Source organism: Stutzerimonas stutzeri (assembly GCF_000935215.1).
GTDB lineage: Bacteria > Pseudomonadota > Gammaproteobacteria > Pseudomonadales > Pseudomonadaceae > Stutzerimonas.
This window is the reverse complement of sequence record NZ_JXXD01000088.1, coordinates 1-20,425: the sequence shown is the minus strand read 5'-3', so window position 1 is coordinate 20,425 and position 20,425 is coordinate 1. Positions and strand designations below refer to the sequence as shown.

The window sequence follows — 20,425 nt, the reverse complement described above, 5'->3', positions numbered from 1 at the left end:
GAAAGCCTTCCGCTTCGGCGTGCCGAAGAACCCGGAGTTTCTCGGCTGCCAGGAAAGCCCGGCGCTGTTCGCCGCCACCATCGAAAACCTGAAAGCCATTGGCGGCGAGCCGGTGGAAGTGGACTTCGCCCCCTTCCTCGAAGCTGCACGCCTGCTCTACGAAGGCCCCTGGGTCGCCGAACGCTATAGCGTGGCCGGCGCGCTGATCGAGCAGCAACCCGACGCCGTCCTGCCAGTGATAAAGGCGGTACTGGGAAAGGCACCGGGCACCACCGCCGTGCAACTGTTCGAAGCGCAATACCGCCTGCAGCAGCTGAAGGCCATCTGCGACCGGATCATGACCGAGGTCGATTGCGTACTGACGCCCGCGTACCCGCGCCCGGTGACGCTCGCCGAGCTTCACGCCGAACCGGTCAAGCGCAACTCGGACCTGGGCTACTACACCAACTTCATGAACATGCTGGACTATGCCGCGGTGGCGGTGCCTGCCGGCGTCATGGATAACGGCCTGCCCTGGGGCGTGACCATGTTCGGCCGGGTGTTCACCGACCAGTACCTGCTGAGCTTGGCCGATGCGCTGCAACGCCGAACCGACCTGGCCCTGGTGGGCAGCAATGCGATCACAACACCCGCCCTGCAGAATCCGGCGCGCAACGACCGGACGAGAGTGGTGGTCTGCGGCGCGCACCTCGATGGCCTGCCGCTGAACTGGCAACTTCGCCAGCGCGGCGGTCGGCTGCTGGAGGCAACCACCAGCAGCGCGGCGTACAAGCTCTACGCCCTGGCCGGCGGCCCGCTGTTACGCCCGGGGATGGTGCGCGTCGCCGAGGGTGGCGCGGCGATTGCCGTGGAAGTCTGGGACATCCCCAGCAGCGAGCTGGGCTCTTTCCTGACCGGCATCCCCGCGCCGCTGGGCCTGGGCAAAGTGGAGCTAGAAGACGGGCGCTGGGAAACCGGGTTTATCTGCGATGCTTACGGCCTTGACGGCGCCGAGGACATCACCCACTTCGGCGGCTGGAAGGCCTGGCTGGCCAGCCGCGACTGAAGCACTGCCACGCAGCTTTGTCCTCTGGTGATCACGACTGTTCGGGCGGATCGTCCAGAAGCCTAACGGTACTAGTGCCCGGGTCCGGTAATGCCACGGCTGCGTCGCGCAGAGCACGTATGACACGGATCCGCACCCGCGAGGCAGTCTGCATGAAGTCGGACCGCCTCGAGTCGCACCAGAAATTGAGCTGGAACGTCAGGCCATCAGCACGCAGTTCCAGCAATACAACGACGGGTGGCGGCGTATCGATCACCCCTTCGGTTTCCAGGGCCGCCGCATTCAGCAGTGCCATCACCTGAGCCACCTCGACCTCATATCCCAGGTGACACAACACCTTGGCACGGCGCACCGGAGCAGCTGTGTTGTTGGTCACCCGCGAGGTGAAGGTCTCGGCATTGGGCACCAGCACACGGCGACCATCGTAGGTGCGGATCTGGGTGGCACGCAGTTCGATACGTTCGACGGTGCCCTCGGTTTCGCCGATGACGATCTGATCGCCGAGTTTGAACGGCCGCAGCGTGAGGATCAGCAGGCCGCTGACGAAGTTGGAGAGAATGTCCTTCAGCGCAAAACCGAGGGCCAGACTGGTCAGGCCGAGGCCAGTCGCCAACGTGCTGGGTTCCAGTCCGAAAGCGGTGGCCGCGACGATCAGGCCCAGCAGCCAAACTGTGTAGTAGCTGACCTGCTTGATCAGGTTCTCGACCGTTCGATCCCGCACCAACCGCTCGGAAATGATCCGCGTCAGCCCCCGCACGCCGGCCGCCAGGGCCCAGAACACGCCGATCACCAGAAGCGCCGCCAGTGCCCGCGGCACGATGCTGATGGCCGCTTCCAGCAACCGGGCGAAGGCGGTATCGACGCTCGCGCGGACGTCGGTCACGAAGCGCGCTCGCTCCGACGTCCGCCGTGTGCTGGCCTGCACCAGCGCAGTTTCGAGAACCGACGCCCACTCGCGCGCCTGCGCCTCAAGCGCCCGGCCGTTGGCTTGGGCATCCTCCTCAGTGACCTGCATCAGGATGCGCCCAGCCATGGTGATCTGGCGCGCCTCGGCATTTTCCCCGGCCGGCGCGATGCGCGCCCTGCTGATGCCCTGCGGGGTTTCCAACACCGTCAGCAATTGCCGCTCTATCTGCCGAGCCCGCAGGCGCGCCTCCAGCTCCTCGGTTCCGCCAAGACGAAACAGTGCGCGGCCGTCGAGCCGCACCGTCGCCAAGCCATCATCCACCTGCGCCATTGCCGGCAATGGCAAGGACAGCACGAGCAGCGCCATTAGCAGGGCCAGCGGCAAACGCATCAGTCGAGTCATGGGAAGAGATGTTGCGAGAAGAGCGCAGCCCTGGGCCGACCGATGTGCAATCTGCGACCCAGGGTGCGTCCGTGGTTTATCAGAAGACCAGCGCGAACAGGCCGATCACGACGATCAGGCCGATCAGAAAGATGATGCCAATGGTGCTACCTAGAAACTTCAGCATGTGATGGCTCCCGTTCTTCGTGAGTTCATCAGTTCCGACTGGCAGGTACCCCCATCGTTCAAGGTTTTCGCCGACCAGTACATCTCGCGACTCTATCCCGATCATCATTAAGACGCGCCGCAGCACCATTCGGGAGCGCCCTTTCAGAAATTGACCTGCATCCGAGCATGCCCGCCGCTCAACAAAAAGCCTCGTACCGCACCGCACGCGCCGTACCACGCGGGCTTGCCGAGCTTGCACGGCAACTGGCACGCAATCTGCTCTATCCCAAGTGAACGGGATGAGTCGCCACCGGCACTCATGACGCTTGGCACAAACACAGGAGCAGCTTCAAGGAGAACTAGGGTTCCGGCTCACAGGGAGTGGGCGCTGGTCCGAGAGTTCTCCGGTCCCAGGGACGGGACTACACGGAGGGATAAAAGCCCGGGAGACGCGATGTCATCCCGTGCCTTGTCATTCCAATGTGTAGGGAAATCACGCCATGTCCACACTGCGCTCGCTGAACAAGACCCTCCTCGCCGCCGGCCTCGCCGTTGCGACCTTGATTTCACCGTTGGCCAGCCAGGCCGCCGAGAAGCTGAAGATCGGCACTGTGGTCTGGGCCGGTTACGGCCCCTTCTACGTCGCCGACAAGAAAGACCTGTTCAAGCCCCACGGTCTGGATGTAGACCTGCAGTTCTTCAACGACCCTGCGCTGATTCCCACCGCCATGCTTAGCCGCGCGCTGGACGGCGGCATGCTCACCTACGACCAGGTTGTGGCCTCGGTCGCCAAGGGCTTGAAGCATCGGGTGGTGATGCCCATCGACTTCTCCAACGGCGGTGACGCCATCGTCGCCGATGCTTCGATTCAGTCGGTCGCCGACTTCAAGGGCAAGAAGGTCGGCTTCAACCCGCTGTCTCCGTCGGACTTCCTGCTGGCTTATGCGCTGCAACAGAACGGCATGAGCGACAAGGACATCGACGCCGTCAACATGACTCCGGAAGGCATTCCCGGCGCCATGGCCTCGGGCAATCTGCCGGTCGGCGTGACCTACGAGCCCAACGTCTCGCAGATTCTCTCCATGGGCGGCGGCGACAAGTTCAAGGTGGTCTATTCGTCCAAGGACGCGCCAGGCCTGATCACCGATGTACTGGTCTTCGACGAAGCGGTGATCGCCAAGAAGCCCGCTGCCATCAAGTCAATGATCCAGGGCTATCTCGACGGCCTGGCCTACATGCAGGCGCACCCCGAGGAGTCGGCTGAGATCATCGGCGAGGTGCTCGGCGTCAGCGCCGAAGAAGCCGTCGAGCAGATGGCCGGCGCCTACAACATCCCACTCGACGAGATGGGCAAGAGCTTCACGCCAGGTGACGACACCCATTCCTTCCATGGCAGCGGCGCGATCATCGCCAAGTTGCTCAAGGACAACGGGCAGATTCCGACCATCCCGGACTTCAGCAAGACCTACGACGCCCAGTTCACCGAAGCGCTCGCCCAGTAAGCCGACGCCGGGCGGGCCGTAGCCCGCCTGTGCTGGAGAACACCATGACTGCCAAACCCCTGTACCGCTATGCCGATGGCCGCCTGCCCAACACGCTGGCCATTCTCTATACCGCGCTTGCCTACGGCGGCGGCCTGGCCCTGCTGTTCGCCGGCAACGGCTGGTTGAACGCGCTGGGCACGTTGCTGCTGGCCCACGGCATGATCATCGCCGCCTACCTGATCCACGAATTCGCCCATGGCGCCATCTTCAGCGTGCCCAAGCACAACGAATGGGCCGGCAACGTCTGCAGCTGGCTGTGCGGCAGTTGCTACGCCGAGTTTCAGGACCTGCGCAAGAAACACATGCGTCACCACGTCGACCGCGCCGACGTGATCACCTTCGACAGTAAGGCCTTCCTCAAGGCACGCCCGCTGTGGTTCCAGAAGCTGGTGCTGGCGCTGGAATGGGCCTATGTGCCGGCGGTGGAGCTGATCATGCATTTCTACGTGATCGCCCTGCCCTTCATCACCGACAACGACAAGCACCGCGCCCGGCGTGGCAAGGTCGCCGCTGTGCTGGCCGTTCGCACGCTGCTTTTTGCCGGGCTCGCGGCGCTGTCGCTGAAGGCCGTGCTGCTCTACGCAGTGGCCTGGATGATCATGCTCAGCGTGCTGCGTTTCGCCGATGCCTATCAGCACACCTACGAAGCCTTCGCCGTGCTGGAGGACGGTGGCAAGCTGCCGGAGGACAAGCGCCGCGACCGCAGCTACGAGCAGCAGAACACCTATAGCAACGTAGTCTCGGAACGCTGGCCGACGCTGAACCTGCTGCTGCTCAACTTTTCCTTCCACAACGCCCACCACGAAAAGCCGGTAGCGCCCTGGTATCGACTGCCCAAGCTGCACGCCGAGCTGTACGGCAGCACCTACAACCAGGTCATCCCGATGCGCAAGCTGCTCGGTAGCTTCCACCGCTACCGCGTGCGTCGCGTGCTGGACGATGACTACGGTGTGGTCAGCGAGGGGCCGCACAAGGCCGACAACTTCTACGGCGCCGTGGGCGTCTCCTTCCTGACGGCGGTGTGACATGCACAAGGCACTGGATTACCGCGGCCGCTGCGTGGTCATCACCGGCGCCGCCGGGGGCATCGGCCGGGGACTGGCGCAGAGCTTCGCCGCTGCCGGCGCCACCCTGGAACTGCTCGACCGTGACGCCGACGCCCTCGCCCGGCTCGCAGACGAACTCGCTGACGAGACGCCGCTGCACTGCACCGCGCTGGACCTCGGTGATCGCCAGGCGGTGCAGCAGTACGCCGATGACCTCGCCTGCCGCGGCCTCAATGCCGATGTGCTGGTCAACAACGCCGGCGTCGAATACGCCACGCCGCTGGATGAGTGCAGCTTCGAGGCCGATCAGCGCTGGTCGACCCTGCTGGAGAACAACGTCGGCTCCATGCAACGCCTGACCCGTGCGTTGCTGCCACGCCTGCGTGCCGGCGCCAGCGTGATCAACCAGGCCTCGATCTGGGGTCTGAAAGGCGTGCCGGGCTTTTCCGCCTATGTCGCCAGCAAGCACGCAGTGGTCGGCCTGACCCGCTCTCTGGCCTGGGAACTCGGGCCGCGGCGCATCCGGGTGAACGCGGTATGCCCCGGCTGGATCGCCACCGATGCGGCCATGCGCTCGCTGCAGGTGATGGCCGACGCCAACGGCCGCAGCGACAGCGCCGAACTGGCGACGATCCTCGCCAACCAGGCCATCCCGGAGCTGCTGACGCCTGCGGATCTGGGCGGCACCTTCCTGTTTCTCGGCTCGCCACTGGCTGCCGCCCTGACCGGCCAGGCGCTGTCGGTCAGCCACGGCGAGGTGATGCACTAATGGCTGCCATCTTTACTGGCCAGACCGCCCTGGTCACCGGCGCGGCGACCGGTATCGGCCGCGCCACCGCGCTTGCACTGACAGCCGAGGGTGCGCGGGTCTGGATCAACCATCGCGACCAGCATGATCTGGCGAACCAATTGGTCGAGCAGATCACCGCCAATGGCGGCGACGCCTGGGCCATCGAAGCGGATGTCAGCGACCCGGCCGCGGTCGCGGCGATGTTCGAGGCCATCGAGGCGCACGGGCCACTGGATCTGTTGGTGAACAACGCCGGGGTGATCCTGGAAAAGCCCTTTCTCGAGGCCAGCGAAGCAGACTGGGCCATGGTGCTGGGCGTCGACCTCGCCGGCGTCTATCGCTGCTGCCGTCATGCACTGGCGCGGATGCAGCCGCGGCGCAGCGGCGCCATCGTCAATGTCGCCTCGGACCTCGGCTTTCTCGGCCGCGAGCAGTACACCGCCTACTGCACGGCCAAGGCCGGGGTGATCGGCCTGACCCGCTCGTTGGCGCGCGAATTCGCCGCCGATGGCATTCGCGTCAATGGCGTCGCACCCGGCCCTATCGCCACGGCGATGGTCAGCCCGGAGCACATGAGCGACGAGTGGATGGCCAAGGAACTGGCGATCCCCATGGCGCGCCTGGGTACGCCGGAGGAAGTCGCGGCGGCCATCGTCTTTCTGCTTTCGCCGCAGTCGAGCTACTTCACCGGACAGCTGCTCGGGCCCAATGGCGGCTCCTGGATGGGCGCATGAACAGCCTGATGCCGCAGGGCATGCTGATCGGCGGCGCCATCATGTGGGGCCTGGGCTGGCTGCCGCTGCAGTTCTTCGCCGCCCGCGGCCTGGCCGGCATGCCGCTGGTGCTGCTGACCTATTCGCTGCTCAGCCTGCTGGCGCTACCGGTGCTCTGGCAGCAGCGCCGGCAGTGGGCGAGCCAATATCGCCAGGTGCTCACCATGGGCCTGTGCGGCGGCTGGGCCACCGCAGCACTGGTCACGGCGCTGGCTGACGGCAACGTGGTGCGGGTGATGCTGCTGTTCTACCTGGCACCGGTGTGGGCGATAGTCGGCGGCTGGCTGCTGCTAGGCGAACGCTTCAGCGGCACACGGCTTTTCGCTCTGGGGCTGGCAATGCTCGGCATCGGCCTGACCCTCGGCATCACTGGCGAAGCCCTGGACGCGCCGGGCGCGAATGACTGGCTGGCGCTTTCCGCCGGCCTTGCCTTCAGCCTCAACAACCTCGCCACCCGCGCCGCCGACCGGGTGCCGCTGGCGAGCAAGGCGCTGGTCAGTTTCATCGGCAGCGTGCTGCTCGGTGGGCTGTTCTGCCTGCTGTTTCGTCAGTCGATACCACCGCTGGATCTGACCCTGACCTGGCAGATCAGCCTGCTCGCCCTCGGCTGGCTGGTCAGCATGGCCGCCGTGCAGTACGGCCTCACTCATCTTGAGGCCGGCCGCGCCGCGGTGCTGGTGGTGTTCGAGCTGATCGCCGCGGTGCTGTCGTCCGCCTGGTTCGGCAACCACGCCATCGGCCCGAACGAATGGCTCGGCGCCGCCCTGATCACCACCGCCGCGCTGATCGCCGGCTGGCCGGAACGTCCCCTTCCCATTGCGACAAGGAGCACCTGCGCATGACCGTGCACATGGATCAACTGAGCTGGGTCGATTATGAACGCCGCATCGGCGAAGGCGCCGTGGTCTTCCTGCCCTGCGGCGCCACCGAGCAGCATGGCCCGCACCTGCCGCTGGGCACCGACGCGCTGCTGGCCAGCGCAATCAGCGCCGAAGTGGCAGCGCGGGTCGGCGGGCTGGTCGCACCGGCACTCTCCTACGGCTACAAGTCGCAACCGAAATGCGGCGGCGGCCAGCACTTCTGCGGCACCACCAGCCTAGATGGCGCGACCTTGAGCGCGCTGGTGCGCGACGCCGTGCGGGAGTTCCACCGCCACGGCGTGCGCCGGCTGGTGCTGGTGCTCGGCCATTACGAGAATCAGTGGTTCGTCGCCGAAGGCATCCAGCTGGCGCTGCGCGACCTCGGACCGGGCGCCGGGCTGGAAGTGATGCGCCTGGAACACTGGGATTTCTGCCGCGAGCAGACTCTCACTGACGTTTTCCCTGACGGCTTTCCCGGTTTCGCCCTGGAGCATGCCGCGGTGATCGAGACCTCGCTGATGCTGCACTTCCATCCGCAGCTGGTGGCGCTGGAAAAGATTCCCGACGACGCCCCGGCCGACTTCCCGCCCTACGACATGTATCCCTCCCGTACCCAGTGGGTACCGCCTTCCGGCGTGCTGTCCTCGGCCAAGGGCTCCAGCGCGGCGAAAGGCCAGCGGCTGGCCGACGACATCGTCGAAGGCATCGCCGCCGCGGTGTGCAAGGAGTTCGCCCTGTGAGCCTGACGACGAACCTGCTGCACCCCCAGCGCACGGCGCTGCTGGTGATCGACATGCAGCGCGACTTCTGCGCCCTGGGCGGTTACGCCGACCAGGCCGGCATGGACGTCAGCCGCCTGCGCGCACCGATTCCGGCGATTCAGGCGCTGCTGGATCGCGCTCGCGGGCTGGGCATGCTGGTCGTGCACACCCGTGAGGGGCATCGTCCGGATCTTTCCGATCTACCCGACACCAAACGCCGCCGTGCCGAAGCGACTGGCGCCCCCATCGGCAGTGCTGGCCCCCTCGGCCGCCTGCTGGTGCGCGGCGAATTCGGCCACGACCTGATTGACGAACTGCAGCCGCGCGCTGGCGAGCCGGTGATCGACAAGCCCGGCTACAGCGCTTTCGCCCATACCGATCTGGAACTGATCCTGCGACGCCGCGGCATCGAGCGGCTGATCCTGACCGGCGTGACCAGCGAGGTCTGCGTGTCCTCGACGCTGCGCCAGGCCATCGACCTTGGCTTCGACTGCCTGACCGTCAGCGATGCCTGCGCCTCGTCCGATCCACAGCTGCACGCCGCTGCACTGGCGATGATCGAAGTCGAAGGCGGGCTGTTCGGCAGCGTGACCGACAGCACCGACCTGCTGCGGCGCCTGGAGCGTGCCGCATGACCGATGTGCTGAAGCTCTGGCCACTGCTGACCGCCACGCATCGCTATGACAAGTCGATTTCCACCCGCAATCGCGGCCAGGGCACGCTGATCGACGCGCCGATCCTCGCCTTCCTAATCGAAACCCGACAGGGACGGGTGTTGTTCGATGTCGGCTGCGACTACGCCAAGCTGAGCGATCCGCAGCTGCGTGCGCGCTGGTTCGATCCGGTGGAGTTTCCCATGGGGCCGCCCGAGATGACCGAGGAACAGCGTCTGCCCGCCCATCTGGACCGACACGGGCTGTCCCCCGCCGATATTGATCTCGTGTTCCTCAGCCATCTGCATTTCGATCACGCCGGCGGCCTGTGCGAGTTGTGCGGCTGCGATGTGCATGTGCATGAAGCGGAACTCGCCGCCGCCTGCGCCCAGGCGGACGACGCCTACTTCGCCGATGACTTTGCCGGCGAACATCGCTGGAAGCTGCAGCGCGACGAATACGAGCTGCTGCCCGGACTGCGCGCGATCAATACCCCCGGGCACACGGCCGGCCACATGTCGCTGCTTATCGAACTGCCGCACGGCAAGCCGGTGATTCTCGCCGGGGACGCTGCGGACCTGAGCGAGAACCTGGTCGACGAAGTCGCGCCCGGCCTCTGCTGGCAGGACCGCGAAGACCTGGCGTTGGCCAGCATCCGCACGCTCAAGGTCACCGCTGCCGAAACCGACGCCGCTATCTGGCCGAATCACGACATGGCCTTCTGGCGCACCCTCAAACGCTTTCCGGAGTACCACGCATGAAGAGCGTTCCCGATGCCTATCTCGGCGTGTGGCGCCGGCGCCTGCTGACCACCACGGCCGGCTTGCGTGACGAAACCAGCGAGGTGTACTGGCTGCAAACCGCCAGCCTGCACGCCGACCTGCGCCTGCCGCGGCCGCAAGCGCTGCCGCCAGCCGCCTCGCTAGAAACCTGCAGCCATGCCCAGCAGCTGGCCCTGAGCGAGCAGGCTGGCTTCGCCGGCGTCACCGAGGTCAACGGCGATATCTGCCAGTGGCATCGGCTGATCGACTTCCAGCCGCCGGGCGGGCCTGCGGATATCGGCCTGATGCACTTCGAGACCCCGGAGCGGCTGCTGGAAGACGGGCTGGACGGCAGCTATCACGAAATCTGGCAGCGCCTGCCGGAGTCGCAGGGGCGCAACTGGGGCATCTGGCTGCGCGCGGCGGAGCAGCCAGCTCGCCAGGCCTACCTGCTGGTGGCGGGCGACTACTTCCTGTTCGCTGCCGAGCGCCCGATTCTGCTGCCGGCCAGCACAGGCCATCTGCGTGACCAACTGGCCGCCGTCGGCGCCGCGCTGCGGCCACAGTTGCTGGCGTGCGAGCTGTCCTTCGGCCGCCACCGCAACGGCGCAACACCCTGGCAAATCACTCACTCGACGCTCCCCGGCCGCGTCGGCGACGCCCTGCTGTCGAGCTACTGGAACTTCGCCGACCCCACCAGCCTGCCGACTGCTGACCTCGCCGCGCTTGGTCGTTATCCGGCGGCCGGTGGCTGGCAACGCGTTGAACTCGATGTGCCCACCGTTTCACAGGAGGTTCCCGCATGACAGCGCAGATCAGCATCCCCTCCGCTGCCACCGCCGCGCAGCCGCGACACACGGCAACACCGGCCGCACCGGCCGAACAGGTGGTGCGCAAGAGCAGTTTCTGGCGCATTCGCGGCGAGATATCCCGGCGCAGCGCCTGGCTGCTGACCGGCGCCGGGCTGAGCCTGCCCTTCATCATCTGGTGGCTGTGGACCGCGCTTGGCCTCGCCGACCCGATGTTCATGCCCAGCCCCGGCGCGGTGCTCGAACGCATCGGTCGCTGGTGGACCAGCGAGGGGCTGCTGGGGGACATCGGCATCAGCGTCTGGCGGGTCATGGCGGGCTTCGGTGCCTCGGCACTGATTGCGCTGCCGCTGGGGCTGTACATTGGCACCTACCGGCCGGTGCAGGCCTTTCTCGAACCGCTCACCGACTTCATCCGCTATATGCCCGCAGTGGCGTTCATTCCGCTGGTGATGCTCTGGGTCGGCATCGACGAGGGCTCGAAGGTGCTAATCATCTTCATTGGCACCTTTTTCCAGATGGTGCTGATGGTCGCCGAGGATGTGCGCCGTGTGCCCATGGCGCAGATCGAGGCGGCGCAGACCATGGGCGCCAATCGGGGCGAGATCGTCAAGCTGGTGATCCTGCCGTCGGCCAAACCGGCGCTGCTCGACACCCTGCGCATCACCTGCGGCTGGGCCTGGACCTATCTGGTGGTAGCCGAACTGGTCGCCGCCAACTCCGGCCTCGGCTACGCCATCCTCAAGGCACAGCGCTACATGCACACCGACAAGATCTTCGCCGGCATCCTGCTGATCGGCCTGATCGGCCTGCTCACCGACCAGGCCTTCCGCTGGTTGCACCGCCGCGCCTTCCCCTGGATGAGGAAATGACCATGTCCGATGCCAAGATTCGTGTCCGCCAGATCGGCAAGACCTTTGTTAGCGAGCGCCGCGAGGTGCAGGCGCTGCAGTCGATCGACCTGGATATCCAGTCCAACGAGTTCGTCACCTTCGTCGGCGCGTCGGGCTGCGGCAAATCCACGCTGCTGCGAATCATCGCCGGGCTGGAAACGCTGAGCCGTGGCGAGATCCTGCTCGACGGCAAGCCCATCGACGGCCCTGGCGTCGACCGCGCCATGGTCTTCCAGCACTACAGCCTCTACCCCTGGCTGACGGTGATGCAGAACATCAAGTTCTGCCGCCAACTCAAGGTGATCGGCGACACCGTGCGCCACGATGGAGACGTGGAGTCGGCCGCCGGCCGCGCCGACGCCCTGCTCAACCTGATGGGCCTGACGCGCTTCGCCGATGCCTATCCCAGCCAGCTCTCCGGCGGGATGCAGCAGCGCGTCGCCATTGCCCGCGCCTTGCTGCCCAAGCCCGCGACGCTGCTGATGGACGAGCCGTTCGGTGCGCTGGATGCGCAGACGCGTGAGGTCATGCACGACCTCATCCGCCATGTGCACAGGCTGGAAAAGAGCACCATCCTGTTCGTCACCCACGATGTCGAGGAAGCCATCTATCTGGGCAGCCGCATCGTGCTGATGGCGCCGAGGCCCGGGCGCATCGACTCCATCTACGAGGTGCCGCTGCCGGCCCAGCGCCATCAGGACATGAAGCTCGCGCCCGAATTCACCGAGCTCAAGCGCGAAATCCTCGCCCGCATCCGCGAGACGTCCGGCATGCAGACCGACCTCGAGCAACTGGCCAAACTCAGCGCCGTGGCCGGCTGAAGGCTAGCGGCCGAGCAACTCGGCCATTACCGCGAACACCTGCTGCATGGCCGGCGCGCTGCGGCCCGGCCCACCGGCGCAATGGCCCCAGTCCGATTCGAGCACCCGCAGCTCAGCACCTGGGCTCAGCGATGCCTCGTGCCGCGCGTCCTCGACGGTGAAATACAGGTCTGTACTGCCGGGCATTAGGATGGACCGCGCGCGGATGCGACCCAGCGCTTCGGCCAGCGAGCCACCGCCGAAACTGCGGGCCGGGTCGGCCGATTGCCAGGTGTTCAGCACGCAGAGCAGGTCGTTGGCGTCCTGCTCCAAATGGTCCCGCTCCCAGTAGTCGAGCAGCGCCTCCAGGCTCTCGAAGCCCAGCTCGCGCCAAAGCTCGTGGCGATAGAAAGCCTGGGAATAGGCCCAGCCGGCATAGACGCGGCCAAAGGCACGCAGGCCGCGTTCCGGCGGCGTGGCGTAGCGACCGCCCTGCCAGGCCGCGTCGGCACACAGCGCCGCCTTCACCCCTTCGAGAAACACCCGGTTGTGCGGCCAGCAGCGCGCCGTGCAGCAGAACGGCAGGATGGCGCGCATCCGCTCGGGATAGGCCATCGCCCAGAACAGCGTCTGCATGCCGCCCATGGACCAGCCCGTCACCAGGGCGAGCTGCCAGTCGTCACCGAACAGCCGGTCGAGCAAGGCCTTCTGTGCGTGCACATTGTCCAGCAGGCTCACCTGTGGAAAGTCCGCACCTTCCTGCCCTGGCGCCGCGTTGCTCGGCGAAGTCGACCAGCCGGCGCCGAACAGGTTGGTCAGCACCACGCAGTAATCGCCGCCTGCCAGTGGCCCCTCCGCACCAAGCAGGGGCAGGCTGCCCCAATGTGTGCCGCCGTAGTAGCTCGGAATCAGCACCAGGTTGTCTCGCGCCCGGTTCGGCGTGCCTATTACCTGATAGCAAATGCGTGCATTACGCAATCGCTCGCCGCTTTCCAGGCTTATTTCGCCCAGCGCGAAAAATTTCTTTTCCCTTTTTATTTCAAGCATCTGCATGACTCCCACATCGGCGAAACGGGCAAGCAGTGGCACCAGACGTAGCCCGTTTCTATACACGCTGGCATGTATATTGGATGAAGGAATCGTGCCAGCGGTGCCAAGCGCCGCCATTCATGACTCCAAGGAGCGCAAGCAGATGACCAGCTTCCCACTCTCCTCCGTCGAGGAGCTGAAACAGCGGCTGCAGGACAAGGGCGTGAAGTACGCCATGGCCAGCTACGTCGACATGCACGGCGTGATCAAAGGCAAGTTCGTTCCGCTCGACCATCTGGGGCAGATGCTTCGCGGTTCCGAGCTGTACACCGGCGCAGCGCTGGACGGCGTGCCGCAGCAGATCAGCGATAACGAAGTGGCGGCGATGCCCGATCCGGCCAGCGCCACCCAGTGCAGCTGGAACCGCAGCCTGGCCTGGTTCGCCAGCGACCTCTACCTGGACGGCAAGCCGTTCGACGCCTGCTCGCGCGGCATTCTCAAGCGCCAGACCGACGCTGCGGCCGAGATGGGCTACAGCTTCAATCTGGGCATCGAGACCGAGTTCTTCCTCTACAAGGACACCCCGGACGGCGGCTTCGCCCCGCTCAGCGATCGTGATACCGCGGCCAAGCCCTGCTACGACCCGCGCCTGCTGATGGACAACCTGCCGGTGATCGACGAACTGGTGGAAGCCATGAACGAGATGGGCTGGGGCGTGTACTCGTTCGACCATGAAGACGCCAACGGCCAGTTCGAAACCGACTTCAAGTACGCCGACGCGCTGACCATGGCCGACCGCTTCGTGTTCTTCCGCATGATGGCCAATGAGATCGCCCGCAAGCATGGCGCCTTCGCCACCTTCATGCCCAAGCCGTCCGCGCAGCGCACCGGCAGCGGTGCGCACTACAACATGTCCCTGGCGGACCTGGCCTCGGGCAAGAACCTCTTCGAAGTGGATGGCGAAGACCCTCACGGCTGCGGTGTCACCCCGCTCGCCTATCACTTCATCGCCGGCGTGCTGAAACACGCCAAGGCGATCTGCGCGGTCATCGCGCCAACGGTGAACAGCTACAAGCGGCTGATCCGCAAGGGCGCCATGTCCGGCTCGACCTGGGCGCCGGTGTTCGTCTGCTACGGCAACAACAACCGCACCAACATGCTGCGCATCCCGTCCCAGGGCGCGCGGGTCGAATGCCGCGCCGCGGATATCGGCTGCAACCCTTACCTCGGCGCCGCAATGATCCTCGCCGCCGGCCTGGAAGGCATCCGCGACAAGCTCGAACCGGGCCAGCCGCACCGCGAGAACATGTACGACTACAGCGAAAAGGATGTCGCGGACATGGGCATCGAAACCCTGCCGCGCACGCTGTCCGAAGCCATCGACGCCTTCGAGGCCGACCCGCTGTCGCGCCAGGTCTTCGGCGACGCCATGTACCAGGCCTTCGTCGACTACAAGCGCGACGAATGGAATGCCTACCACACCCATGTTTCCGACTGGGAAATCCAGCGCTACCTGAAATTCTTCTGACTCGATGAAAAGGAGATTCACCATGCAAGCCAATACGTTCAAGCGGGCACTCTGTGCCGGCGCCGTGATCTTTGCAGCCCTTTCGCCTTTTGCCGCGCAGGCCGAGGAAAAGAAAAGCTTCGATATTGCCTGGACCATCTACGCCGGCTGGATGCCATGGAAGTATGCGGATGAGTCGGGAATCATGAAGAAGTGGGCCGACAAGTACGGGATCGAAGTGAACATCACCCAGGTCAACGACTACGTCGAGTCGATCAACCAGTACAGCGCCGGCCAGTTCGACGGGGTGGTCGCCACCAGCATGGATGCGCTGTCCATTCCGGCAGCCGGCGGCATCGATACCACGGCACTGATCGTCGGTGACTATTCCAACGGCAACGACGGGATGGTGATGAAGGGCAGCGCCGACCTGAAGAGCCTCAAGGATCAGCAGATCCATCTGGTCGAGCTGTCGGTTTCGCATTACCTGCTGGCCCAGACGCTCGATAGCGTCGGCATGAGCGAGCGCGACGTACAGGTGGTCAACACCTCGGACGCCGATCTGGTCGCCGCATTCAGTACGGACGAAGTGCGCAATGTCGTGACCTGGAACCCGCTGCTCGACGAAGTCGCCGCCACGCCCGGTGCGCACCGCACCTTCGACTCGAGCCAGATCCCCGGCCACATCAAGGACCTGACCATCGTCAACAGTGAAACCCTGGCCGACAACCCTGATTTCGGCAAAGCCGTGGTTGGCGCCTGGTATGAGGTGATGGCGATCCTGGAAAGCGACACCGAGGAAGGCGCCAAGGCGCGTGCCTCGCTGGGCCAGGCCTCCGGAACCGATCAGGCCGGGTACGAAAGCCAGCTCAAGGGCATGAAGATGTTCTGGAAGCCTGCCGACTCGCTCGCGTTCATCAACAGCGACGAGGCGTATCAGGCCATGGACAGCGTGCGCAGGTTCTCCTTCGACCACGGTCTGCTGGGCGACGGTGCGGACTCGGTAGACTTTATCGGCATCGCCATGCCTGGCGGCAAGTTGATGGGCTCGGACGCCAACGTCAAACTGCGCTTCGATACCACCTACATGCAAATGGCCGCGGACGGAAAACTCTGAATCCTCAGCCCCTGACGGGCGCCACGCGACCGATTCATCAGCCACGGCGCGCTGTCGCACAGCGCGTTCTGGCTGAGCCACCGCGCATCATCTGAGGCCCCACATGCGCCGGACCAAAGAAGACGCCGAACAGACCCGTCTGAAGATCATTGCCGCGGCGCTGGAATTGTTCAGCCGCAACGGTTACTCGAACACCACGCTGGCGATGATCGCCGACAGCGCCGGCTTCAGCCGCGGCCCGATCTACTGGCATTTCAAAAGCAAGGACGAACTGTACGAAGCGGTCCTGGCCTACTCCCAAGCACCGCTGGAGCAGCTCATCGCCCGCAGCCGGAAGCTGGCCGACGAGCCGCTTGTCGCGCTCGAGCACTTCATCGACGACTGGTTTCGGCTGTTGCTGGAGGACCGCTGGTATCGCCAGTCTTTCGAGATCCTGCTGAACAAGACCGAACTCACGGCACAGATGGCCAGCACATTGAAGCGTGAACGCAAGCTGACCCGCGACATGGTCCAGCTGCTGGAGGCGTTGGTTGAGCGAAGTCAGCAGACGCCTGGCACCGGCAACTGCCAATCCCCACGATCGCTGGCGCTGCTGCTCTATTCGAGCCTGATGGGCATCACCCACACCTGGTTGCTGTCACCCAAGCTGTTTTCGCTCAGGGAGCAGACGCCCTTCATGGCGAGCAATCTGTTGGCGCTGGTGACGTCGCACGCTCCATCCGTGACTAGCCAAGCAAGCGAGGGCGCTTGAGCTTGCTCAGCAGCGCCGGCCGCAGCGCGGCGGCGTCCAGATCGATGGTATTGATCAGCCCGGTGATCTCGGCGCGGGAAAGCGATAGCCGGCACGGCAAACCGGTAAGCAAGAGCGACTCGCCTGCCGCTTCATCGACTAACAGCACGCGGATGGTCGAGGGCGAATCCATCCGCGCGCTGAACAGCAGCGGTTCGAAATATTGTTGAACCAGGGCAAATGCCTCCGGTTGCCTGAATCGCTTCATGATGACAACTCCATTTGTCAGGCGGCGGATTCTAGCAGTGGCTTTCGCATCGCTTTGGCTGGCAAGTGCCAACTGCAGCACAACGTGGGTCGACACTGTCAGAGCAAAACTTGCCCTACGGATGTTGCAGGAAGTCGCGCGGGCATCCTACGCAATGAACTGCAGCCTGACATTCGCCGGGCCTGGCAACATCCGCGCTCGTTTTCCGTACCGCAGAAACGCTGAAGGCCCCGTAATCGGGGCCTTCAGGATTGCAGATGGCGGAAGCGCAGAGATTCGAACTCTGGGAAGGGTCTCCCCTTCGGCGGTTTTCAAGACCGCTGCCTTCAACCACTCGGCCACACTTCCGGATAAAGCGGGCGCAATAGTACCGGATAGAAATACACTGTCAAACACTGATGCTAGGCATCCAACTTGCCTCTGTTATGATCCGGGACAAATCGTCTCAGGCTTGAATTCATCCAAGGAGTGTCGCCATGCACGAACACGAATACGCGCTTAGCCACACGCAGGTCGAACAGCGTGAGGTCAGCAAGGTCCTGCGCAACACCTACGGGCTACTGGCCATGACGCTCGCGTTCAGCGGCCTGGTTGCCTATATGGCCATGCAGGCCAACGCGGCCTACCCGAACATCTTCGTGGTGCTGATCGGCTTCTATGGCCTGTTCTTCCTCACCGCCAAGCTGCGCAACTCGGCATGGGGCCTGGTTTCCACCTTCGCTCTGACCGGCTTCATGGGCTACACGCTCGGGCCGATCCTCAATATGTATCTGGGTCTGGCCAATGGCGGTGAACTGATTAGCTCGGCGCTGTCGATGACCGCTCTGGTGTTCTTCGGACTGTCGGCCTACGTGCTGATTACCCGCAAGGACATGAGCTTCCTCAGTGGCTTCATCACCGCGGGTTTCTTCGTGTTGATCGGCGCCATGCTGGCGGGCTTCTTCTTCCAGATCACCGGGCTGCAACTGGCGATCAGCGCAGGTTTCGTGCTGTTCTCCTCGGCCTGCATTCTGTTCCAGACCAGCGCCATCATCCACGGCGGCGAGCGTAACTACATCATGGCCACCATCGGCCTGTTCGTTTCGCTGTACAACCTGTTCATCAGCCTGCTGCAGCTGCTGGGCATGTTCGGTGGCGACGACTGATCCGGTATCGTCTTGAACGAGCCCGCTTCGGCGGGCTTTTTCATGCCCGCAGCTGGCGTATCATGTCCGCTGCTCTGCCATGGTGCTCCGATGAAATTCGTAATCGCCCTGTTCGCTCCGCCCCATTCACCCGCTGCCCGCCGCGCGTTGCGCTTTGCCAAAGCTGTGCTCGCTGGCGGGCATGAAATCGTCCGGCTGTTCTTCTATCAGGATGGCGTGCACAGTGCTTCAGCGAACGTCGTGGCGGCACAGGACGAACTGGACGTGGCGGCTGAATGGAGCCTTTTCGTCAGCGCCAACCAGCTGGACGGCGTGGTCTGCATCGCCGCCGGCCTGCGTCGCGGCGTACTGGATGCCGGCGAAGCGCAGCGCTACCAGCGTCCGGCAGCGAACCTTGCCGCTGGCTGGGAGCTGTCGGGGCTGGGCCAGTTGCATGAAGCCGCGCAGCAGGCCGATCGGCTCGTCTGCTTCGGAGGCCAATGATGGCGCGTTCCATGCTAATCATTAGCCGTCAGGCGCCTTGGGCCGGTCCCTCTGCGCGTGAGGCACTGGATATCGTTTTGGCCGGTGGCGCTTTCGAGCTGCCGCTAGGGCTGCTGTTTCTCGATGACGGCGTATTCCAGCTTACGAAGGCGCAGCAGGCCGCATCGCTCGAGCAGAAAGACCTGACCGCGAATCTGCAGGCGCTGCCGCTGTTCGGCATCGACAGCCTGTTCGTCGCTCGCCGCAGCCTGGCCGAGCGCAAGCTGGACGAATCCTCTCTAGCGCTGCCGGTCGAAATCCTCGACGACGCTGGCCTGAGCACCCTGATCAACCGCTATGACCATGTGATCACGATCTGATGGCGACTCTGCATCTGCTTTCCCATTCGCCCTTCAGCGACGGCCGCTTCAACAGCTGTCTGCCGCTACTAGGCGACACCGACGCCCTGCTGCTGGCCGGCGACGCAACCTACGCCCTGACAGCCGGAACCAAACCCGCGACCGAATTGGAGCAACTGCCAGAGCAGGTCGCGCTGTTCGCACTTGAAGAAGACGTGCAGGCCCGGGCACTCGGCATGCTGCCGACGCGCGTGCAATTGCTGGACTACGCGGGCTTCGTCGAACTGACCTGCCGTTACGAACGGATCAACAGCTGGCTATGAGCAGCCTGGTAGTGGATGGGCGCGAGATCGCGCTGGACAAGGACGGCTTTCTGGTCGATCTGAGCGACTGGAACGAAGCCGTTGCCGAAGCGCTGGCGCGCCGTGAAGAGTTGGAGCTGGAAGACGAACATCGGGAAGTGCTTCGGCTGCTGCGCGAGTTCTATGCTGAATTCCAGCTGTCGCCGGCCACACGCCCGCTGATCAAGTACACCGCACTCAAGCTGGGGCCTGAAAAGGGCAACAGCATGCACCTCAACCGCCTGTTCAAGGGCACCCCTGCCAAACTGGCCGCCAAACTGGCCGGGCTGCCAAAACCGAGCAACTGCCTATGAGCCTCGAAACGCCTGCAGAACATCCTTTCGCCGCCTTCGTGCGTATCCTTGGCAAAGGCAAGCGTGGCGCCCGCGACCTGACACGCGAAGAAGCCCGCGAAGCCATGGGCATGCTGCTCGACGGCAAGGTGGAGGACGCTCAGCTGGGCGCCTTCCTCATGTTGCTGCGACACAAGGAAGAAAGCCCCGACGAGCTGGCGGGCTTTACCCAGGCCGTGCGTGAGCGCGTGCAGGCACCGACTATCCCGGTCGATATCGACTGGCCGACCTATGCCGGCAAAAAGCGCCACCTGCCCTGGTATCTGCTGGCAGCCAAGTGCCTGGCAGCCAATGGCATACGCATCCTCATGCACGGTGGCGGTGCCCATACTGCTGGGCGCATCTATAGCGAACAGCAGCTTGAGCTGCTGGGCATTCGTCGATGCGAGAACTGGCAACAGGTCAGCGTGGCACTGGACCAGAGCAATCTCGCGTTCATCCCGCTGGGAGCCTGGATGCCGGTGCTGCAGCGCATGATCGACATGCGCAACCTGCTCGGCCTGCGCTCGCCAATCCACTCGCTGGCGCGCCTGCTCAACCCGCTGGGCGCACGCTGCGGCCTGCAGAGCATCTTCCACCCCGGCTATCAGGATGCCCATCGCCAGGCCAGCACCCTGCTCGGGGACCACGCCATCGTCATCAAGGGCGAAGGCGGCGAGATCGAGATGAACCCGGACAACATCTCCCATCTCTACGGCACCAATGGCGGCACGCCGTGGGACGAAGAATGGCCGGCACTGTCCGAGCGGCGCCACGTGAAGCCCGCAGAGCTCGACCCGCAGCATCTGCTTGCCGTCTGGGCTGGCGAGCAGGAAGACGCCTACGGTGAACTCGCTGTGATCGCCACCATGGCCCTTGCCCTGCGAGGCCTTGGCGCGACGCGGGAGGCAGCTTTCGAGCAAGCGCAAAGCTACTGGCGCGCC

Annotated in this window: 25 protein-coding genes, 1 tRNA gene and 1 riboswitch; of the genes, 21 read left to right on the top strand and 5 right to left on the bottom strand. The window is 64.5% G+C overall.

All coding sequences use genetic code 11. The features are described from left to right. Window positions 1-1,045: allophanate hydrolase-related protein (locus LO50_RS10215; protein ID WP_044314908.1), on the top strand; the 1,045-nt coding region annotated here is incomplete at its 5' end. A gap of 31 nt (window positions 1,046-1,076) precedes the next feature. Here LO50_RS10215 and LO50_RS10210 read toward each other — a convergent pair. Continuing rightward, window positions 1,077-2,342 (bottom strand): mechanosensitive ion channel family protein, encoded by a 1,266-nt coding sequence (locus tag LO50_RS10210; protein ID WP_044314907.1) that lies wholly within the window; start codon window positions 2,340-2,342, stop codon window positions 1,077-1,079. Window positions 2,343-2,433: 91 nt separating this feature from the next. After that, complete coding sequence (locus LO50_RS24675; protein ID WP_152623967.1) at window positions 2,434-2,649, bottom strand: small membrane protein YohP; 216 nt, start codon at window positions 2,647-2,649, stop codon at window positions 2,434-2,436. A 200-nt stretch (window positions 2,650-2,849) separates the two neighbouring features. Then, a riboswitch (guanidine-I (ykkC/yxkD leader) is annotated at window positions 2,850-2,952 on the top strand. Window positions 2,953-3,001: 49 nt separating this feature from the next. On the opposite strand from LO50_RS24675, the gene LO50_RS10205 reads away from it, so the two are divergent. The 11 genes from LO50_RS10205 to LO50_RS10155 are packed head-to-tail and all read left to right on the top strand — an operon-like array spanning window position 3,002 to window position 12,212. Continuing rightward, the gene (locus tag LO50_RS10205; RefSeq protein WP_044314906.1) at window positions 3,002-4,003 is read left to right on the top strand and encodes an ABC transporter substrate-binding protein; all 1,002 of its coding nucleotides are present in this window, start codon (window positions 3,002-3,004) and stop codon (window positions 4,001-4,003) included. A gap of 44 nt (window positions 4,004-4,047) precedes the next feature. Continuing rightward, window positions 4,048-5,070 (top strand): fatty acid desaturase family protein, encoded by a 1,023-nt coding sequence (locus LO50_RS10200; RefSeq protein ID WP_023445593.1) that lies wholly within the window; start codon window positions 4,048-4,050, stop codon window positions 5,068-5,070. A gap of 1 nt (window position 5,071) precedes the next feature. Next, window positions 5,072-5,860: an SDR family NAD(P)-dependent oxidoreductase gene (locus LO50_RS10195; RefSeq protein ID WP_023445594.1), complete on the top strand. Its 789-nt coding sequence runs from the start codon at window positions 5,072-5,074 to the stop codon at window positions 5,858-5,860. Next, on the top strand, window positions 5,860-6,615 hold the full coding sequence (locus tag LO50_RS10190) for an SDR family NAD(P)-dependent oxidoreductase (RefSeq protein WP_023445595.1): 756 nt from the start codon (window positions 5,860-5,862) through the stop codon (window positions 6,613-6,615). Before LO50_RS10195 ends, LO50_RS10190 begins: the two co-directional genes overlap by 1 nt. Next, window positions 6,612-7,496 (top strand): DMT family transporter, encoded by an 885-nt coding sequence (locus LO50_RS10185; RefSeq protein WP_044314905.1) that lies wholly within the window; start codon window positions 6,612-6,614, stop codon window positions 7,494-7,496. The genes LO50_RS10190 and LO50_RS10185 overlap by 4 nt, the downstream gene beginning before the upstream one ends. After that, on the top strand, window positions 7,493-8,254 hold the full coding sequence (locus LO50_RS10180) for a creatininase (RefSeq protein WP_044314904.1): 762 nt from the start codon (window positions 7,493-7,495) through the stop codon (window positions 8,252-8,254). Before LO50_RS10185 ends, LO50_RS10180 begins: the two co-directional genes overlap by 4 nt. Next, window positions 8,251-8,910: a cysteine hydrolase family protein gene (locus tag LO50_RS10175; protein ID WP_044314903.1), complete on the top strand. Its 660-nt coding sequence runs from the start codon at window positions 8,251-8,253 to the stop codon at window positions 8,908-8,910. The genes LO50_RS10180 and LO50_RS10175 overlap by 4 nt, the downstream gene beginning before the upstream one ends. After that, window positions 8,907-9,689, top strand: coding sequence for an N-acyl homoserine lactonase family protein (locus LO50_RS10170; RefSeq protein WP_044314902.1), 783 nt, complete (start codon window positions 8,907-8,909; stop codon window positions 9,687-9,689). The genes LO50_RS10175 and LO50_RS10170 overlap by 4 nt, the downstream gene beginning before the upstream one ends. Further along, the gene (locus tag LO50_RS10165; protein WP_014820353.1) at window positions 9,686-10,495 is read left to right on the top strand and encodes a hypothetical protein; all 810 of its coding nucleotides are present in this window, start codon (window positions 9,686-9,688) and stop codon (window positions 10,493-10,495) included. Before LO50_RS10170 ends, LO50_RS10165 begins: the two co-directional genes overlap by 4 nt. Continuing rightward, window positions 10,492-11,370 (top strand): ABC transporter permease, encoded by an 879-nt coding sequence (locus LO50_RS10160; RefSeq protein WP_044314901.1) that lies wholly within the window; start codon window positions 10,492-10,494, stop codon window positions 11,368-11,370. Before LO50_RS10165 ends, LO50_RS10160 begins: the two co-directional genes overlap by 4 nt. A gap of 2 nt (window positions 11,371-11,372) precedes the next feature. Beyond that, window positions 11,373-12,212, top strand: coding sequence for an ABC transporter ATP-binding protein (locus LO50_RS10155; protein WP_173425587.1), 840 nt, complete (start codon window positions 11,373-11,375; stop codon window positions 12,210-12,212). A gap of 3 nt (window positions 12,213-12,215) precedes the next feature. Here LO50_RS10155 and LO50_RS10150 read toward each other — a convergent pair whose 3' ends face one another. Next, window positions 12,216-13,238, bottom strand: a complete 1,023-nt coding sequence (locus LO50_RS10150) for an alpha/beta fold hydrolase (protein ID WP_044314909.1) — start codon at window positions 13,236-13,238, stop codon at window positions 12,216-12,218. Window positions 13,239-13,383: 145 nt separating this feature from the next. Here LO50_RS10150 and glnT point away from each other — a divergent pair, with 145 nt between their 5' ends. From glnT to LO50_RS10135, 3 genes are all read left to right on the top strand, one after another. Then, complete coding sequence (gene glnT / locus LO50_RS10145) at window positions 13,384-14,748, top strand: type III glutamate--ammonia ligase (RefSeq protein ID WP_041014012.1); 1,365 nt, start codon at window positions 13,384-13,386, stop codon at window positions 14,746-14,748. A 22-nt stretch (window positions 14,749-14,770) separates the two neighbouring features. Continuing rightward, a complete protein-coding gene (locus tag LO50_RS10140; protein WP_044314899.1) occupies window positions 14,771-15,844 on the top strand; it encodes a putative urea ABC transporter substrate-binding protein in 1,074 nt (357 codons plus the stop codon). A 103-nt stretch (window positions 15,845-15,947) separates the two neighbouring features. Next, window positions 15,948-16,595 (top strand): TetR family transcriptional regulator, encoded by a 648-nt coding sequence (locus tag LO50_RS10135; RefSeq protein ID WP_044314898.1) that lies wholly within the window; start codon window positions 15,948-15,950, stop codon window positions 16,593-16,595. Here LO50_RS10135 and LO50_RS10130 read toward each other — a convergent pair. After that, window positions 16,570-16,842: a DUF1652 domain-containing protein gene (locus tag LO50_RS10130; RefSeq protein ID WP_041013998.1), complete on the bottom strand. Its 273-nt coding sequence runs from the start codon at window positions 16,840-16,842 to the stop codon at window positions 16,570-16,572. The genes LO50_RS10135 and LO50_RS10130 overlap by 26 nt on opposite strands. 258 nt (window positions 16,843-17,100) lie before the next feature. Next, window positions 17,101-17,190, bottom strand: a tRNA-Ser gene (locus LO50_RS10125). Between the two features lie 128 nt (window positions 17,191-17,318). On the opposite strand from LO50_RS10125, the gene LO50_RS10120 reads away from it, so the two are divergent. From LO50_RS10120 to LO50_RS10095, 6 genes are all read left to right on the top strand, one after another. Further along, window positions 17,319-17,987 (top strand): Bax inhibitor-1/YccA family protein, encoded by a 669-nt coding sequence (locus LO50_RS10120; protein ID WP_044314897.1) that lies wholly within the window; start codon window positions 17,319-17,321, stop codon window positions 17,985-17,987. A 90-nt stretch (window positions 17,988-18,077) separates the two neighbouring features. Beyond that, complete coding sequence (gene tusD, locus LO50_RS10115; RefSeq protein ID WP_044314896.1) at window positions 18,078-18,470, top strand: sulfurtransferase complex subunit TusD; 393 nt, start codon at window positions 18,078-18,080, stop codon at window positions 18,468-18,470. Continuing rightward, the gene (gene tusC, locus LO50_RS10110) at window positions 18,470-18,829 is read left to right on the top strand and encodes a sulfurtransferase complex subunit TusC (RefSeq protein WP_044314895.1); all 360 of its coding nucleotides are present in this window, start codon (window positions 18,470-18,472) and stop codon (window positions 18,827-18,829) included. The genes tusD and tusC overlap by 1 nt, the downstream gene beginning before the upstream one ends. Then, window positions 18,829-19,131 carry a sulfurtransferase complex subunit TusB gene (gene tusB / locus LO50_RS10105; RefSeq protein ID WP_023445609.1) on the top strand — a complete coding sequence of 101 codons (303 nt, stop codon included), beginning with the start codon at window positions 18,829-18,831 and terminating at the stop codon, window positions 19,129-19,131. Before tusC ends, tusB begins: the two co-directional genes overlap by 1 nt. Further along, a complete protein-coding gene (locus tag LO50_RS10100; RefSeq protein ID WP_023445610.1) occupies window positions 19,128-19,463 on the top strand; it encodes a TusE/DsrC/DsvC family sulfur relay protein in 336 nt (111 codons plus the stop codon). The genes tusB and LO50_RS10100 overlap by 4 nt, the downstream gene beginning before the upstream one ends. After that, window positions 19,460-20,425, top strand: a 966-nt coding sequence (locus tag LO50_RS10095; RefSeq protein WP_044314894.1) for a glycosyl transferase family protein, incomplete at its 3' end; no start/stop codon positions are given. The genes LO50_RS10100 and LO50_RS10095, both read left to right, overlap by 4 nt.

Excerpts from the sequence above, each read along its gene's own strand:
- LO50_RS10210 (WP_044314907.1), bottom strand. The coding sequence starts at position 2,342 with ATGCGTTTGCCGCTGGCCCTGCTAATGGCGCTGCTCGTGCTGTCCTTG.
- LO50_RS24675 (WP_152623967.1), bottom strand. The coding sequence starts at position 2,649 with ATGGTGCTGCGGCGCGTCTTAATGATGATCGGGATAGAGTCGCGAGAT.
- LO50_RS10205 (WP_044314906.1), top strand. The coding sequence starts at position 3,002 with ATGTCCACACTGCGCTCGCTGAACAAGACCCTCCTCGCCGCCGGCCTC.
- LO50_RS10200 (WP_023445593.1), top strand. The coding sequence starts at position 4,048 with ATGACTGCCAAACCCCTGTACCGCTATGCCGATGGCCGCCTGCCCAAC.
- LO50_RS10195 (WP_023445594.1), top strand. The coding sequence starts at position 5,072 with ATGCACAAGGCACTGGATTACCGCGGCCGCTGCGTGGTCATCACCGGC.
- LO50_RS10190 (WP_023445595.1), top strand. The coding sequence starts at position 5,860 with ATGGCTGCCATCTTTACTGGCCAGACCGCCCTGGTCACCGGCGCGGCG.
- LO50_RS10185 (WP_044314905.1), top strand. The coding sequence starts at position 6,612 with ATGAACAGCCTGATGCCGCAGGGCATGCTGATCGGCGGCGCCATCATG.
- LO50_RS10180 (WP_044314904.1), top strand. The coding sequence starts at position 7,493 with ATGACCGTGCACATGGATCAACTGAGCTGGGTCGATTATGAACGCCGC.
- LO50_RS10170 (WP_044314902.1), top strand. The coding sequence starts at position 8,907 with ATGACCGATGTGCTGAAGCTCTGGCCACTGCTGACCGCCACGCATCGC.
- LO50_RS10165 (WP_014820353.1), top strand. The coding sequence starts at position 9,686 with ATGAAGAGCGTTCCCGATGCCTATCTCGGCGTGTGGCGCCGGCGCCTG.
- LO50_RS10160 (WP_044314901.1), top strand. The coding sequence starts at position 10,492 with ATGACAGCGCAGATCAGCATCCCCTCCGCTGCCACCGCCGCGCAGCCG.
- LO50_RS10155 (WP_173425587.1), top strand. The coding sequence starts at position 11,373 with ATGTCCGATGCCAAGATTCGTGTCCGCCAGATCGGCAAGACCTTTGTT.
- LO50_RS10150 (WP_044314909.1), bottom strand. The coding sequence starts at position 13,238 with ATGCTTGAAATAAAAAGGGAAAAGAAATTTTTCGCGCTGGGCGAAATA.
- glnT (WP_041014012.1), top strand. The coding sequence starts at position 13,384 with ATGACCAGCTTCCCACTCTCCTCCGTCGAGGAGCTGAAACAGCGGCTG.
- LO50_RS10140 (WP_044314899.1), top strand. The coding sequence starts at position 14,771 with ATGCAAGCCAATACGTTCAAGCGGGCACTCTGTGCCGGCGCCGTGATC.
- LO50_RS10135 (WP_044314898.1), top strand. The coding sequence starts at position 15,948 with ATGCGCCGGACCAAAGAAGACGCCGAACAGACCCGTCTGAAGATCATT.
- LO50_RS10130 (WP_041013998.1), bottom strand. The coding sequence starts at position 16,842 with ATGAAGCGATTCAGGCAACCGGAGGCATTTGCCCTGGTTCAACAATAT.
- LO50_RS10120 (WP_044314897.1), top strand. The coding sequence starts at position 17,319 with ATGCACGAACACGAATACGCGCTTAGCCACACGCAGGTCGAACAGCGT.
- tusD (WP_044314896.1), top strand. The coding sequence starts at position 18,078 with ATGAAATTCGTAATCGCCCTGTTCGCTCCGCCCCATTCACCCGCTGCC.
- tusC (WP_044314895.1), top strand. The coding sequence starts at position 18,470 with ATGGCGCGTTCCATGCTAATCATTAGCCGTCAGGCGCCTTGGGCCGGT.
- tusB (WP_023445609.1), top strand. The coding sequence starts at position 18,829 with ATGGCGACTCTGCATCTGCTTTCCCATTCGCCCTTCAGCGACGGCCGC.
- LO50_RS10100 (WP_023445610.1), top strand. The coding sequence starts at position 19,128 with ATGAGCAGCCTGGTAGTGGATGGGCGCGAGATCGCGCTGGACAAGGAC.